Consider the following 13,798-nt stretch of genomic DNA (forward strand, 5'->3'; position numbering starts at 1 on the left):
GCTGTACCATCGCCAGGCGAGTGGCACATCATCAACAGGATGTCCTACAGGATGAGGACGGGCGGACTTTACCAAATCACCCCCCATAAATAAACGCCCTCGCCGCCTTTATGCGCATATTTAATTCCTTATAAACCAAAAAATACCAAATATTATACAATTTAACAAAAGCTTAACTATTGAACAGTTTTTGCAAAAATTTTTCGCAGGCACCCAGCCTAAATTGGCAAAGTGAGGTTAAAAGGGCAAAAAGAAAGAATAAGGGGAGCCGACGCTCCCCCCTTTATTTTGACTTAATGTGCTTGTTGCCAGTTGTCGCCACTGTCGGCTTCGGCGATCAAGGGCACATCCAGCTCGGCGGCTGCGGCCATCAGCGCACAAATTTGCTCTGTGTAGGCTGCAACATTCTGCTCCTTGATTTCAAACACCAATTCATCGTGCACCTGCATCAGGATCTTCACGCTGTCCTTGGGCTGTTCTTTTACCCACTGATGTACAGCGATCATGGCTTTTTTGATGATATCTGCGGCCGTACCCTGCATCGGCGCGTTGATCGCTGCACGCTCGGCGGCCTTACGGCGAGCACCGTTGCGGGCGTTGATCTCGGGCAAATGCAAACGACGACCAAAGAGGGTTTCCACATAGCCCTTTTCGGCGGCGCTTTCACGGGTGCGCTCCATATACTCTAAAACACCGGGGAAGCGTTCAAAGTATTTATCCATATAATGCTGGGCTTCATGGCGCGGAATATCTAACTGGCGCGCCAAACCGAACGCCGACATACCATAGATCAAACCGAAATTAACGGCCTTGGCCTTACGACGCATATCGCTGGTCACATCTGCCAACGGCACCGAGAAAACCTCACTGGCGGTGGCACTGTGCACATCCAGCCCCTCGGCAAAAGCATTAAGCAAACCCTTATCCTGAGATAGATGCGCCATGATACGCAGCTCGATTTGCGAGTAGTCGGCGGCGACGATCTTGTAACCAGGGCTTGCAATAAAGGCTTCGCGAATACGGCGGCCTTCTTCCGAACGAATCGGAATATTCTGCAAGTTCGGATCCGTCGAGCTTAAGCGTCCGGTGGCCGTTACCGCCTGATGATAGGAGGTATGCACCCGCTTGGTTTTCTCATTGACCATCAGCGGCAGCTTATCCGTGTAGGTGGATTTGAGCTTGGATAAACCGCGATGCTCGATGATTAACTTAGGCAACGGATAGTCGTGGGCCAGCTCCTGCAATACCTCTTCTGCGGTGGAGGGTGCGCCCTTCGGGGTTTTCTTAATCACCGGCAGTTCCAGCTTCTCGAATAAGATGGCTTGTAGCTGCTTGGGCGAGCCCAGATTAAACTCCTCGCCAGCCATCTCATAGGCTTCTTTTTCCAGCTCCTGTAGGCGCTCACCCAGACGTTGCGAGTGTTGCGCCAGCATCTGCGAGTCAATCACCACACCGGTGCGCTCGATATCGGAAAGCACCTCGACCAAGGGCAATTCAATATCGCAAAACACCGATTTCAACTTGTCGTCGGCGGCGACCTTGGGCCATAAATGTTGATGCAAACGCAAGGTAATATCGGCGTCTTCGGCGGCATACGGAGCGGCTTGCTCCAACTCGATTTGGTTAAAGGTCAGCTGCTTTTTACCCTTGCCAGCAATGTCTTCAAAGCTGATATTTTTGTGACCCAGGTATTTTAACGCCAGCGAGTCCATATCATGACGAGTGCCGACGCTGTTAAATACGTAGGACTCAAGCATGGTATCGAAGGCTAGCCGTTAAATTCGATGCCGGCATTGGCCAATATGCTCTTATCGTATTTAAGGTTTTGTCCAACCTTGGCTTTATTTTTATCACTTAAGATAGGTCCCAGCTTGGCTAGGATCAGCTCCAGCGGCAGTTGCTCGGGTGCCCCCGGATAGTCGTGGGTGATAGGCAAATAAGCGGCTTCGCCTACTTCCACGGCAAAGCTCATGCCCACTAGCTGCGCCTGCATATAATCCACACTGGTGGTTTCTGTATCAAAGGCAATCAGCTCGGCGTCTTGTAACTTCTTAACCCAGGTATCCAGCTGCTCTTCGGTCAAGATGGTTTCATAATGGGCGTCCGCTTTCGGTACTTCCTGTGCATCAGTAGGCGTGTCTAAATGCGTGTCGGTATCCGTGCCTTTATCCAGCAACTCGGCGAGCCAGCGGCGGAATTCACATTCACCGTATAGTTTAATTAATGCATCGGTATCCGGCTCAAGTAATTTCAGCGTCTCAAGATCGGATTCAAGCTCGACATCAAGCTTAATGGTTGCCAGCTCATAGCTCAGTGGCAATTGGCTAACTGCATTACGTAACTTTTCACCAATTTTGCCCTTGATCTCATCGGCATGATCAATAACCCCTTGTAAGGAATCATATTTGTCCAGCCACTTCACCGCGGTTTTCGGGCCACAACCCTCAACACCTGGGATATTATCAACCTTATCACCCATGAGAGCGAGGTAATCGATAATGCGCTCCGGGCCAACACCAAACTTTTCTTTTACCGAGTCGGGATCGGAAATACTGTTGGTCATGGTGTTGATAAGGGTGACATGCTCGTTTACCAATTGGGCCATGTCTTTATCACCGGTGGAAATCAACACGTGGCGCTTTTGTTCACTGGCAATACGGGCATAGGTGCCGATCACATCATCGGCTTCTACGCCTTCAATACTGATCAACGGAAAACCCATGGCACGGATGATCTCGTGCAAGGGCGCTATCTGGCTGCGCAGATCGTCCGGCATAGGAGGTCGATGCGCCTTATATTCGCTGTACATATCGTTGCGGAAGGTTTTGCCCTTGGCATCGAAGACCACCACCATATGGGTTGGGTCGTATTGCTTCACCAGGCTCTTAAGCATGTTTACCACACCATAGATGGCGCCGGTGGCCTCCCCTTTGGAATTAGTTAAATGTGGCGGCGCATGATAGGCACGAAATAAATAGGAGGAGCCGTCAACTAAGATAAGCGGATTTTCAGGGATTTGCGCCATTTTTCAGCACTCAAGTAGGGTTATTGCTAATGGCTAAAGGATGCCATAAGGCGACTAAGAAAACGAGCGGCAATATAACTCAAACGATCTTTAGATTGGCTTCTAAGGCCCGGTTTTAGATTGCGTAACATTGGCTGCCGGTCACACCGGCACATGATCGGGGAAAACCGGCTCAGTGTAGCCGGTGGGATGCACTAATACGGCGCATATGCACCATTATAAGCTGTGGATAACTTTGTAGATAAAAAGCACGCGAAAACCTCCGAAGTCATAAAACTGACATCAGATTTAATTTAACTCTTTGTTTTTAAGCGAAAAAAAGAAGAGACTCCGTATCTTATTTTCTTATTATTTTTTTAATCCTTTGTGGAAAGTGGTTATTGCTAAGGGGCTTTTAGAGTAACCCTTCTAAACAACCAGCTAAGCATTCTAGCATAATGGATCAAAGATCCCAGCGATCCTTTATAACTTTTTTCTCTTAAGTTATCGTTCATAAAGCATAAATGAGCATTGACGGGAGCTGGCTTAGCTGGCTACCTTACTGTTTTAGTTATTTTTCAGTTAGGAACTCAAGTTATGACCAAGGTAGCGATCATCCTTAGCGGCTGTGGTGTATTTGATGGAGCCGAAATTCACGAATCGGTATTAACCCTGCTTTATCTCGACCTGGCTGGCGCCCAATACCAGTGTTTTGCCCCCAATATTAATCAACATCATGTGCTCAATCATCTTACCGGCGAAGAACAGCCGCAAACACGCAATGTACTTGAAGAAGCGGCGCGCATTGCCCGCGGTGAGATCCTTGATCTGAAAGAGTTGAACGTTGACGACTACGATGCCCTGGTGGTCCCCGGCGGCTTTGGCGCCGCAAAAAACCTGTGCGACTTTGCCCTAAAAGGTCCAAATAGCAGCCTGAACGCCGACGTTGAGCGCGCATGTAAGGCCTTCGCTGAGCAGCATAAACCCGCCGCCTACCTATGTATCGCCCCGGCAATTATCGCCCATATCTATCCGCAAGGTACCAAGGCGACCATAGGTAACGATGCCGATACCGCCGCCGCACTGACCGCATTAGGCGCCGAACACGTAGACTGCAGCGTAGATAACATAGTGGTTGATGAGCAGGCCAAGGTGGTGTCTACTCCGGCTTATATGCTGGCGGGATCGATTAAGGAAGCGGCCAGTGGCATTGAAAAGGCCATTAATAAGTTGCTGAGCCTGGTTTAATAACTGAGCAATAATCAACCAGAGGCAAGTGAAAATTTGCGCTAAAGCATAAAATGTCTACTTTTTAACACATTAATAAAGGCTAGGCATTTTATAAATTGTTTGGCGAGGTTATAATTTGCCGATATTTCGTCACCCGGTCGCTTTGACCGCTAGCATCCGAATGAGCAAAGAAACATGAAGAAATTATCTGCCGCATTGTTATTGTTATCCACTGCTGTATACGCACAGCCTCAAGACAACGCTATGACCGAAGAAGCGATCAAGAAGCGTCTTCAGCCTATTGGCGCAGTTTATCTAGCTGGTCAAACGGCTGCCGCTGATGCCGCCCCTGCTGGTCCTCGCAGCGGCGAACAGGTATATCAGGCTTCATGTTTCGCATGTCACGGCTCTGGCGCACTAGGTGCACCTAAAACAGCGGCCGACTGGGAGCCTCGTCTAGCCAAGGGCGAAGACACTCTGCTTGACCATGCAATCAACGGCTTCAACGCCATGCCACCTCGCGGTACCTGCATGGACTGCTCCGATGATGAGATCAAAGCCGCTATCGCATTTATGACTAAGCAATAAGCGCTTAGCACATAACATATTGTTTTAAGGGAGGCTTTGCCTCCCTTTTTGTTATCTGAATACCTTGACCTGAGTTACAAAAGATGGAATATTCAACGGTTAAGATTTAGCCAAAAACCTAGTGGCACGTTCAGTGGATGAGTGTTCGGTAATTAAGTTGCGTAAGCAAAACAAGCGGTTAAAGGAACTGCTGCAGAAATATAAGCATCAGCATCATCTTCAATATGCGCTGATCGGCCTTTCCGAGCAGGCCAGTACGCATCCGGATCTAAACTCCTTTTATCCCGCAATCCGACAACTCCTCGCCGACTATGTCCCCAGTAAAAACTTCTATGTAGTGTTACAAAACCCCAGCTCCGGGCTACTCGAACTGTCTTACTTCGTTGATCAAAAAGACACAGAGTCACATCCGGAATTAACCGAGCAACATTTTGAACAAAGCCTCACCGGCTATGTATTTCGCTCCCGTGCCACCGCCTACTTTAACCGCGCCACCATGGCCGCGGCGGCGGCGGAAGGTAAATTTAAGCTACACGGCACCCGCTCTGAGCATTGGCTGGGAGTGCCCATCTATCAAGACACCCAGGTTATTGGCGTCATGGTGTCGCAAAGTTACGAGCGAGAGCTAGGTTACAGCCAGGAGCAAATTGAGCTGTTCGAGGTGATCGCCCTGTATTTGGCCACCGCCATTGAGCGGGTGAAAAAACGCGAGCTATTAGAGCGGCAGGTGGAGCAGCGCACCCTGGCACTGACACAAAGCAATCATGCCCTCAATGAAGAAATCGCCCAGCGCAAAAAAGCACTGGAGCGCCAGCAAACCCTGTTTAAAATTGCCGATCTCGCCACCCAGGCCATCAGTATCGATGATGTGTATTACCATGTGCATCAAATCATGAAGACCATCACCTATGCCCAAAACCTCTATATTGCCCTGTATGATCGCGACAACAACTGGCTGACCTTTCCCTATGCCGTTGATGAAAGCGAGCCGGACTTTAGCCCCCGCCCCTTTGCCAAGGGCTACAGTGAATTAGTGCTTACCAGCAAAAAATGCCAGTTGATCAGCCGTGAGCGCGGTGAACGGCTTTGCGAGCAGGGCCTGGTTGAACGCACCCGAGCGCTCACCCAAACCGGACGATGCACCAGCTGGCTCGGCGCGCCGCTGAAAACCGCCCAGGGAGTTATAGGCGTGATAGTCTGTCAGGCCTACAACAATAAATATGAGTTTGTGCAAGAAGATGTCGAACTGATCGCTTACGTCTCCAACCAAATTGCCAATGTCTTACAAAACCAGCTCTCACAGCAGGCGCTAAGAAAAAGCCACCAACAACTGGAGCTGCGTGTGGCCGAGAAAACCAAGGAGCTGCGCCAGGCCAATGTCCATCTGCAACTACAAATAGACGAGCGTCGTAAAATAGAACAACAGCTGTATCATGATGCCCACCATGATGCCCTCACCGGGCTACCCAATCGCAACCTCTTTATCGCCCAGCTCGAACGAACCATGGCTCATTTTCAGCACATACCCGAGCAAAGCTTTGCCGTACTTTTTATCGATCTTGATAAGTTTAAAGACATCAATGATCAGCTCGGGCACCAGTTTGGCGATCAATTCCTGATTGCCGTGGCCACCAAGTTAAAACAATGTGTGCGAGAGCATGATTTGGTCGCCCGTTTGGGTGGCGATGAATTTGTCGTCTTGCTGTCGCGCCTGCAGGAAAAGCAGCAGGCAGAGGATGTGGCCAAGCGTATTATCGCGGTGATGCAACAACCCTTTTGCCATCAGGGAAATTGCATTCAAGGCGGCGCCAGCATCGGCATTACCTTTAGCCATGAGCACTACGGTGACATCGACGAGGTGATCCGTGACGCCGATGCCGCCATGTATTACGCCAAGCAAAGCGGTAAGGGACGCTTTGAGTTTTATCATCCCCTGCTGAACTATGGCGATGAGCAAACGCACAGCCAAAGCGAACACCATTTAATGGACTTACACACCCATTTTCAAAGCAGCCAGGTGCTCGCTGCCGACCAGCAACCAATCTGCCACTTGCTCAGCGCCTATGGCGAGCATCCGGTACTGGGCAGCACCAGTTTCGAGCAGCTTAAACGCTTTAGCAGCGATCGCTATGAGCTGGCCCAGGTAGAGCTCAAACTATTGCAACAAGGCTTTGCCCAGCATAATAACCAAGGCTTAACCCTGCTCCCTTGTTCCGTTCAGTTGCTTGAAGATGAGTATTTCCCAAGTCTGTATTCTTGGGTGAGCCAGATAGATGACATCGAGCATTTATGTTTGCTGTTTGAGGAACCGGAATTGAGTTGCGCCAGTGCCAAGCAGTTGCACAATCTGGAGACCCTGTACCAAAGTGGTGTGGACATCGGCCTGAATGACTTCGCCAAGGAGCGCTGTGAGCTAGGGCTGTTGGCACAATTCCCCTACTACTGCGTGCTGCTAAGTAACACCTTTAGTCGTCGCCTGCTGCAAGAGCCTGCCTATATGCGCATGCTGCCTGGCATACTAGCGCTGACCCAGCAGGCGAACTGTAAACTAATAGCAAAAGACCCGGAAGCCTTGGCCGAGCGCGACAAGCTTGAGCGCCTGGGCATAGAATACTTTGTCGGTCAACGCTCGCCGCTGGCACAACAAGGGCCGTTAGATACGCTTACTTCTTTAGCATCGCCCGTAAATTAGCGACCCGCGCCTGCCCCTGTTGCATGCGCTGCTCCTGGTTTTGCGGCGGCTTTCTCGCCTCAAAGGCAAGATCCTGTTGCGGCAGCTCCTCAATAAAGCGGCTGATCTCCGGGGTGATCACCTCACCGAATTGGCGGCGATTTTTGGCATAGGTCATCACCAATTCCTGCTGCGCCCGGGTAATGCCCACATAGGCCAAACGCCGCTCTTCTTCGACATTGTCCTCATCGATGCTGCTCTGATGCGGCAGCAGGCCTTCTTCCATGCCCACCATAAACACATAGGGGTATTCCAGACCCTTGGAGGCATGCAGAGTCAGCAGTTGCACCGCATCGCTGTCGTCCTCTTCCTCATTACGCTCCATCATATCGCGCAGCGCCAGCTTGGTGACCACCTCAGGCAGGGTCAAAGGCTCATTATCGGCATCACCGGTGAGCATATCGGTGATCCAGCGGTACAGCTCGGAGACGTTTTTCATGCGCATCTCGGCGGCCTTGGCGCTGGTCGAGGTTTCATACAAATAAGCCTCGTAGTTGATCTGGCGCACCAGATCTTTAACCGCCTCCAGGGTGTCGCTACGCTGGGCATTATCCGCCAGCTCCACCACCCAGCGGGCAAAACCCATCAGCGCATTAAAGCCACGCCCCTGCAAACGCCCAGCCAGCTCGGGCTCAAAACAGGCGGCAAACAGACTAATGTGTTTTTCATTGGCCAGGCTGCCGAGCTTTTCCAAGGTCACCGGGCCGATTTCCCGCTTCGGGGTATTGACGATGCGTAAAAACGCATTGTCGTCATCCTGGTTCACCAACAAGCGCAGGTAGGCCATCATGTCTTTGATTTCCGCACGGGCGAAAAACGACATGCCACCGCTGATCTTATAGGGAATGCGGTTGCTCATTAGCGCCTTTTCAAATAACCGGGCCTGATGGTTACCGCGGTAAAGAATGGCGTAATCCTTGTAATTGGTGCGTTTGGTAAACTTATGGGAGATGATCTCCGCCACCACCCGCTCCGCCTCATGCTCCTCATCCCGGGTGGCGATCACCTTGATCTCCTCGCCATAATTGAGCTCACTAAAGAGCTTTTTATCAAACACATGAGGGTTATTAGCGATCAAGATGTTGGCCGCTTTTAGGATGCGCCCGGCACTGCGGTAGTTTTGTTCCAGCTTAATCAAGCGCAAGCCGGGAAAGTCTTTGCTGAGTAACACCAGATTTTGCGGCTTGGCACCACGCCAGGAATAAATCGACTGGTCGTCGTCGCCCACCACGGTAAAACGGGCGCGCTGCCCCACCAAGAGCTTTACCAACTGGTACTGGCTGGTGTTGGTATCCTGGTATTCATCCACCAGCAGATAACGGAAGCGGTTTTGCCAACGCTCGCGCACCTCGGCATTGGAGCCGAGCAAGAGGGTTGGGATCATAATGAGATCGTCAAAATCCATGGCGTTATAGGCGCGCAACTGGGTTTGATAGCGGGCATAGAGCTGAGCAAACAGCGCCTTTTGCGGCTCTCTAGCCATGGCGATGGCCTGCGGCGGCAGGATGAGTTCATTTTTCCAATCGCCAATCTGCATTTTCAGCAGATTGAGTAAGTCTTTATCCCCTTGCAATTCATCGGCGGTCAGCTCATTAAGCAGCTGATTGGTATCCTGATCATCGAAAAGTGAAAAACCCGCCTTAAAGCCCAAGGTCTTCAGCTCTTTTTTAATGATCTCCAAACCCAGGGTGTGAAAGGTCGACACCCACAAGCCTTTGGCCTCTTGCTTGCCCAGGGTTTGTGCCACCCGCTCGCGCATTTCCCGCGCCGCCTTGTTGGTAAAGGTCACCGCAGCAATATTTCGCGCCTGATACTGACAGTTTTGCACCAGGTGGGCGATTTTATTGGTAATAACCCGGGTTTTGCCCGAGCCGGCACCGGCCAACACTAGGCAGGGTCCGCTAATGTACTTTACCGCTTCATTTTGCTGGGGATTGAGCTTCATAAACACTAATCTAAATCACATGGGACCGGCTATTTTAGCCTATCTGTGACCACGATACAGCCATGATAGGCAGGGCTATGGAAATTAGTTACACTTAGGGCAGATAAAGATAGGAGCCAGAACATGATTAACCCGAGCAAAATTGAAGAAATCGCCCGCCAGATCGGCAGCAACATGCCCAAGGGCATGCGCGATATCGCCGAGAATTTTGAGAACAAAACCAAGCAGGTATTGCAAAACAAACTTGCGGAGATGGATTTTGTCAGCCGTGAAGAGTTCGACATTCAAAGCCAGGTACTGGTGCGCACCCGCGAAAAGTTAACGGCGTTGGAAGAGAAGGTCGCTGCGCTTGAAGCCATACTGGCGACACAAGCGAAGGACGCAGGTTCGGAATAAGGCTCCCGCCTTACAAACCGGCTGTGGCGCTGACTGCGCTTTTAAATTGACTTTATGTCATGGTGACGACTTCACAAAAAAGGGGAATAACACAGTCCCCCTTTTTTCATCCCCAGCTTTCCAGCAGTTGCAAGCCCGTTTCGGACGCAATGTAAGTAGACAACACTGATACACCGAATTACATATTTAAGGGCATTGGCTTTGTTAGCCTGTCACTCTTATTACCTTGAAGATATATAGCTCCTGGGAAGACGAAACTAGCTAATTCTATAGCAATTTGTTATTTATATAGCTGTTAAGTGAACATAGAAATTGTCAGCAGACAAGCGTCTTCAGTTCCCTCTAATAAGCAAGGACGAATACTTGACGAGTTCATCAATCAAACAAATAATCGGCTTCTTTGGTGTGTTGCTTTTGATGCCACTGTTACTAAGTGCTGAAGGAACCTATACAGAGAGAGATGGATTACTTGCTGTTGCGGTCATAGGCTTTATTATATTCTTGGTAATATTTTCGTTTATCTACTTCCTCACTGACCAAGGTGTAATTCTAAACCGCGAAGCTAGCAAGCATGAGAGAGTAGTGCTAAGCGGCTCTTTATCCGTTTTGCCTTCGACCCTGCTTGTGATTCTTTTACCTGCAATCAACTTCGTAGATGAATCAAGGTACATCCAAAGCATTCCTAAACATAAGGTCCGAGTTGAGTCTAAAAGTTGTGTTCTCAACTTCTGCACACTTGAATTAACTGACGTTACTAACGGTAAAACCTGGCTTTTCTCTTCTTTTAAGGGAGTTAAGTTAAAAGGCGATTGTTATTTTTTGGATACCGGAGTTGGAAGCTTAGGGCTCACCTACATGCATAATTTCTTTAGTTGTGAAGAGGTCCGAGCCTTCAATGGATTTCGGGATGTATATGAGCCAACTCAGTAAAAAAACCGCTAATTGTGTACTCGGTGTCACATTGCACTAAAACCCCAACCCTCTTTTTCCCTATTCAATAATTAAAATCAAAATTCACAGGTATTGGTCTTCCCGTTTAGATTCGCGGAGTTTCCAAGGGACGGTTGGCGCAAACCGCCCTTTGGTTGCCGTCGCCAACGCGGCAAATTCTTTTGGAGCAAAACCCCACTTACAGATATCACCAATAATCTTACATATTGATTTATTGATGTTTTTAATAGATTTCCCCTCCATCTATTTATAGACTGCCCGCTCTCCATAGGGTGGCACAGCCAATAAAGCCACTCGCTTCTCAAATGAAAAAGGAAATCACATCCATGCTCGAGTCTGATGTTTTTAATCGACGAGCCACCAGCAACAAAGAAATCAGCCCAGGGCTTTACAATCTGACCATAGGGCTGTGTTTACTCTGGGGTTTTTCTGTAAACTGGTTTTTGGTCGTTAATATCGACCCGCAAACCCTGTGGGCCATCAACCCCTGGGTCTTCTTTATCGGCTATTTTGCCTCCTGCTTTGTCGGGGTCTGGCTCTTTAACGAGTCGAAGAAACCAGTTGTCAGCTTTCTCGGTTACAACCTGGTGGTGGTGCCCTTTGGCTTAATCGTTAATATGGTGGTGGCGCAATACAATGAGGCTCTGGTGATTGAAGCGATTCGCCTTACCGCCGGCGTCACCCTGATCATGATGCTGTTGGGCTCCATGTTCCCTCGCTTCTTCCAACGCATTCTCGGAGTATTAAGCATCGCCTTGCTGACAGTCTTAGTGGTCGAACTATTTCAGATATTTGTCCTGGGGATACATCATGAGTGGATCGATTGGGCCGTCGCAGTGATCTTTTGTGGTTACATTGGCTACGACTGGGGTCGAGCAAACCAAATACCGAAAACCCTGGATAATGCCGTAGACAGTGCTGCGGCCTTGTATATGGATATAATTAACCTGTTCTTACGCATCCTTCGCATACTGGGGCGAAAGCAGTAACAAAAAAGGGAAGCTCATGGCTTCCCTTTTTTCATCATCTTACCGAGGTTAGTCGGTCAGCTCGCCACGAACACGCTTAGCCACGTCTTCAAGGGCTTCTTTGTAGCTGTCACCCAACTCCTGCTGACAACGCGCCACAGAATTCATGTCGTGCAGGCGGCCATTTTCCAGGCTGTACACCCAGCCATGCACCGTTAGTTCCTGGCCACGCGCCCAGGCGTCTTGCACTATGTTAGTACGACATACATTGCGCACCTGCTCGATCACGTTCAGCTCGATTAATCGGGCGAGGCGCTCCTGCTCCGGTGCTTGCTCAAGCAGCTCCAGATGGCGCTCTTTAATATCGCCCACGTGACGCAACCAGTTGTCTATCAAGCCGAACTTCGCTTCGTCTAGAACTGCCTTAATACCACCACAACCATAGTGACCCACCACCATGATGTGTTTAACCTTAAGTACCTCAACGGCATACTGCATGACCGACAAACAGTTGTGGTCGGTGTGCACTACCACGTTTGCTACGTTGCGGTGCACAAATAGCTCGCCCGGCATCAAATCAACGATTTGGTTTGCCGGTACGCGTGAGTCCGAGCAGCCAATCCACAGATACTCAGGGTTTTGTTGCTCTGAGAGTTTCTTAAAGAATTCCGGATCTTGTTCGGTAGTACGCTTAGCCCATTGCTTATTGTTTTCAAAAAGATGACTTAAGTTTTTCACAACAACTCTCAATTTAATTTCGCTTCTATAAAGATATTTCTCGGTGTCAGTGACGCTTCACAAAACTCGAAAATATCCACCCGATAATTTGCTTGCTGCAAATATAAAGCACGATCGAGCACGAGCCAAACCTCAATTGCCCGCCGAAACAGATGTCTTACCAGTTCGATACGATCCGTCATGTGTTTTCGATCAGCGCCAAGGAGCAAATAATGCGGGTAATTCAAGCCTTCGGGAAGGGTTAACCCCTTCTGCGCCGCCGCCCACTGGCAAAAATCTTTAAACTCGCCGCTAAATACTTGTTTGCCCACCGAAGGCACCGGAGTGTACTCACTGCGAGCAAACACATCGCGCACCAGCTGATCAAAACCAAGACGCCATTGCACCTCGGTTTGGCGCAGTCGCTGCACTCGCTGCCCGGCGGTCACCGTTTGCTGCAAGGCCAGTTTCAGATCGCTGCTGTAAAAGCTGTTTTGGCTGGCCCTCGCGGCCTGGCTCATGGCCTGGTAACGCTCGCCGTCGATAAACAAATGATAGCAGCACGGAGAAATAGATAAACGTGGTGTGCCCAAGCGGCTGGCCTGACGCATCAGTTCCTGATGCAAACCGCCGCAGGCATGCAGAGCCACCGCATGGTCGCACTGGCGCAACCAACTCTGGCAATCATCCTCAAGCACATTGGCGACGTTAAAGCGTATCGGCAAGGCAAAACGCTGCGCCAATTCTTCTCCCTGGGCACATAACTGCGGCTGAATTTCAACGCTCTGTACGCCGATACCGTATTGATGTGCCAACAGACGCCCTAAATGACCCTTGCCCGCACACCACTCCAGCAGGGTTGCGGCGTTTTCTTCGGGCTGCAAATGGGCAACAAAGGCCTGTAGCTGAGTGAGCTTTCTGCCCTTGATGCCATTGCTCAACCAAAAGGGTAAGGCCGGTTGCTCACCGGCTTCACCGTGACGTTGCGGCAACATACTCAGCTCATTCAGCTGTGCCAATTCGGGAATGTGGGATTGGAAAAACGCCAGCAACTGTTGAGGTTTGGCTTCAAGCTGCGCCACTTGCTCATCGCTTAGACCATCCAGTACCCGGGCCAGCTCGGGCCAGGGGTATTGGCTACAGGAAAAGGCCACACACTGCCAGTAACGGCGGGTTTGGTATAAGAGATGATCCAGCGCTTCAAAGTGCGCAAGCAAGGCTGACATAAGGGTACGGCGGTTAACAATTTGCCGGCGATTATAGCAAAG

At 50.0% G+C, this 13,798-nt stretch carries 9 protein-coding genes and 1 pseudogene; 6 read left to right on the plus strand and 4 right to left on the minus strand.

Annotation, left to right across the window (positions count from 1 at the left end; genetic code table 11):
* Positions 1–293: 293 nt before the first annotated feature.
* Positions 294–3,025 (minus strand): annotated as a pseudogene (gene polA, locus C2M29_RS04360) (DNA polymerase I).
* A 576-nt stretch (positions 3,026–3,601) separates the two neighbouring features.
* On the opposite strand from polA, the gene elbB reads away from it, so the two are divergent.
* The 3 genes from elbB (at position 3,602) to C2M29_RS04375 (ending at position 7,514) form a co-directional block, all read left to right on the plus strand.
* On the plus strand, positions 3,602–4,252 hold the full coding sequence (elbB, locus tag C2M29_RS04365) for an isoprenoid biosynthesis glyoxalase ElbB (RefSeq protein ID WP_105188564.1): 651 nt from the start codon (positions 3,602–3,604) through the stop codon (positions 4,250–4,252).
* 177 nt (positions 4,253–4,429) lie between these two features.
* Positions 4,430–4,822 (plus strand): c-type cytochrome, encoded by a 393-nt coding sequence (locus tag C2M29_RS04370; protein ID WP_105188565.1) that lies wholly within the window; start codon positions 4,430–4,432, stop codon positions 4,820–4,822.
* A gap of 121 nt (positions 4,823–4,943) precedes the next feature.
* The gene (locus C2M29_RS04375) at positions 4,944–7,514 is read left to right on the plus strand and encodes a sensor domain-containing diguanylate cyclase (protein WP_233998347.1); all 2,571 of its coding nucleotides are present in this window, start codon (positions 4,944–4,946) and stop codon (positions 7,512–7,514) included.
* Here the strand turns inward: C2M29_RS04375 and rep are convergent.
* Positions 7,486–9,498, minus strand: coding sequence for a DNA helicase Rep (gene rep / locus C2M29_RS04380; RefSeq protein WP_105188567.1), 2,013 nt, complete (start codon positions 9,496–9,498; stop codon positions 7,486–7,488). The genes C2M29_RS04375 and rep overlap by 29 nt on opposite strands.
* Before the next feature lie 123 nt (positions 9,499–9,621).
* Between rep and ubiK the strand changes: the two genes are divergently transcribed.
* The 3 genes from ubiK to C2M29_RS04400 all read left to right on the plus strand — a co-directional run bounded on the left by ubiK (position 9,622) and on the right by C2M29_RS04400 (position 11,834).
* Complete coding sequence (gene ubiK / locus C2M29_RS04385; RefSeq protein ID WP_105188568.1) at positions 9,622–9,894, plus strand: ubiquinone biosynthesis accessory factor UbiK; 273 nt, start codon at positions 9,622–9,624, stop codon at positions 9,892–9,894.
* A gap of 363 nt (positions 9,895–10,257) precedes the next feature.
* The gene (locus tag C2M29_RS04390) at positions 10,258–10,824 is read left to right on the plus strand and encodes a hypothetical protein (protein ID WP_158684644.1); all 567 of its coding nucleotides are present in this window, start codon (positions 10,258–10,260) and stop codon (positions 10,822–10,824) included.
* A 347-nt stretch (positions 10,825–11,171) separates the two neighbouring features.
* A complete protein-coding gene (locus tag C2M29_RS04400; RefSeq protein ID WP_105188571.1) occupies positions 11,172–11,834 on the plus strand; it encodes a Bax inhibitor-1 family protein in 663 nt (220 codons plus the stop codon).
* A gap of 48 nt (positions 11,835–11,882) precedes the next feature.
* Here the strand turns inward: C2M29_RS04400 and can are convergent, their stop codons facing one another.
* On the minus strand, positions 11,883–12,551 hold the full coding sequence (gene can / locus C2M29_RS04405) for a carbonate dehydratase (RefSeq protein ID WP_105188572.1): 669 nt from the start codon (positions 12,549–12,551) through the stop codon (positions 11,883–11,885).
* An 8-nt stretch (positions 12,552–12,559) separates the two neighbouring features.
* Positions 12,560–13,756, minus strand: a complete 1,197-nt coding sequence (locus tag C2M29_RS04410) for a methyltransferase (protein ID WP_105188573.1) — start codon at positions 13,754–13,756, stop codon at positions 12,560–12,562.
* Positions 13,757–13,798: the final 42 nt, after the last annotated feature.

It is taken from the genome of Pseudoalteromonas sp. T1lg48 (assembly GCF_002964785.1).
Lineage (GTDB): Bacteria > Pseudomonadota > Gammaproteobacteria > Enterobacterales > Alteromonadaceae > Pseudoalteromonas.

Excerpts from the sequence above, each read along its gene's own strand:
- elbB (WP_105188564.1), top strand. The coding sequence starts at position 3,602 with ATGACCAAGGTAGCGATCATCCTTAGCGGCTGTGGTGTATTTGATGGA.
- C2M29_RS04370 (WP_105188565.1), top strand. The coding sequence starts at position 4,430 with ATGAAGAAATTATCTGCCGCATTGTTATTGTTATCCACTGCTGTATAC.
- rep (WP_105188567.1), bottom strand. The coding sequence starts at position 9,498 with ATGAAGCTCAATCCCCAGCAAAATGAAGCGGTAAAGTACATTAGCGGA.
- ubiK (WP_105188568.1), top strand. The coding sequence starts at position 9,622 with ATGATTAACCCGAGCAAAATTGAAGAAATCGCCCGCCAGATCGGCAGC.
- C2M29_RS04400 (WP_105188571.1), top strand. The coding sequence starts at position 11,172 with ATGCTCGAGTCTGATGTTTTTAATCGACGAGCCACCAGCAACAAAGAA.
- C2M29_RS04410 (WP_105188573.1), bottom strand. The coding sequence starts at position 13,756 with ATGTCAGCCTTGCTTGCGCACTTTGAAGCGCTGGATCATCTCTTATAC.